The sequence below is a fragment of the Psychrobacter sp. 1U2 genome (assembly GCF_051847575.1).
Genome location: NZ_JBPYDC010000527.1, coordinates 1 through 1001, shown reverse-complemented (window position 1 = coordinate 1001; position 1001 = coordinate 1). Strand labels below are relative to the sequence as shown.

Genomic DNA, 1001 nt, shown 5'->3' with positions numbered 1-1001 from the left:
AACCGCATTGAATCTATGATGACAGGTCGCCCTGACTGGTGCATCTCACGTCAGCGCACCTGGGGCGTACCGATTGCCTTTTTTACTCATAAAGAAACAGGCGAGCTGCATCCAAAGACGCTTGAGCTGATGGAGATGGCCGCACAAAACATCGCCAAAGGTGGCGTTGAAGCATGGTTTGATGCCAGCTGTGAAGACTATCTAGGCGATGAAGCTGCTGATTATGACAAATCTACTGACACCTTAGACGTTTGGTTTGACTCAGGGACGACGCATTTTGCGGTACTTGAACAGCGTGATGAATTGACCAACCCCGCTGATATGTATCTAGAAGGCTCTGATCAGCATCGCGGTTGGTTCCAGACTTCACTATTAACGTCTGAAGCAATGTACGAGCGCCCACCGTTTAAGCAAGTATTGACCCACGGCTTTGTCGTTGATGAAAACGGCCGCAAGATGAGTAAGTCACTTGGCAATATCATTACGCCACAAGACGAGATTAATAAAACAGGCGCAGATATGCTGCGTTTGTGGATCGCCTCTAGCGACTATCGCTATGAGATGAGCGCAGGTAAGACGGTGTTTAAAGGCGCAATCGACATGTATCGCCGTATCCGTAATACCTTGCGTTTTTTGCTTGCCAATACCGACGACTTTAATCCTCAGACTAATAGCATTGCTATGGATGAGCTGGTCAGTCTTGATAAATTTATTATTAAACGTACGCAAGCGGTACAAGCACAAATTGTCAGTGCTTATGATGCCATGGACTTTCACCAAGTCACCCAGCATATTGCCGCGTTTTGTTCGCAAGACTTGGGCAGCTTCTATTTAGATATTATTAAAGACCGTCAGTACACCACTCAAACTGACGGACAGCCGCGCCGCTCTGCGCAAACCGCTATTTATCATATTGCTCATGCACTCATTCGCTGGATTACGCCGATTTTGTCGTTTACTGCCCAAGAAGCTTGGGAAGTATTGCAAGGTAAAAACGGGCA

1 protein-coding gene is annotated in these 1001 nt (G+C 47.1%); it reads left to right on the top strand.

Annotated features, from left to right (window positions below; translation table 11 throughout):
- Positions 1–1001: class I tRNA ligase family protein (locus ACS8FD_RS17055; RefSeq protein ID WP_439276718.1), on the top strand; the 1001-nt coding region annotated here is incomplete at both ends.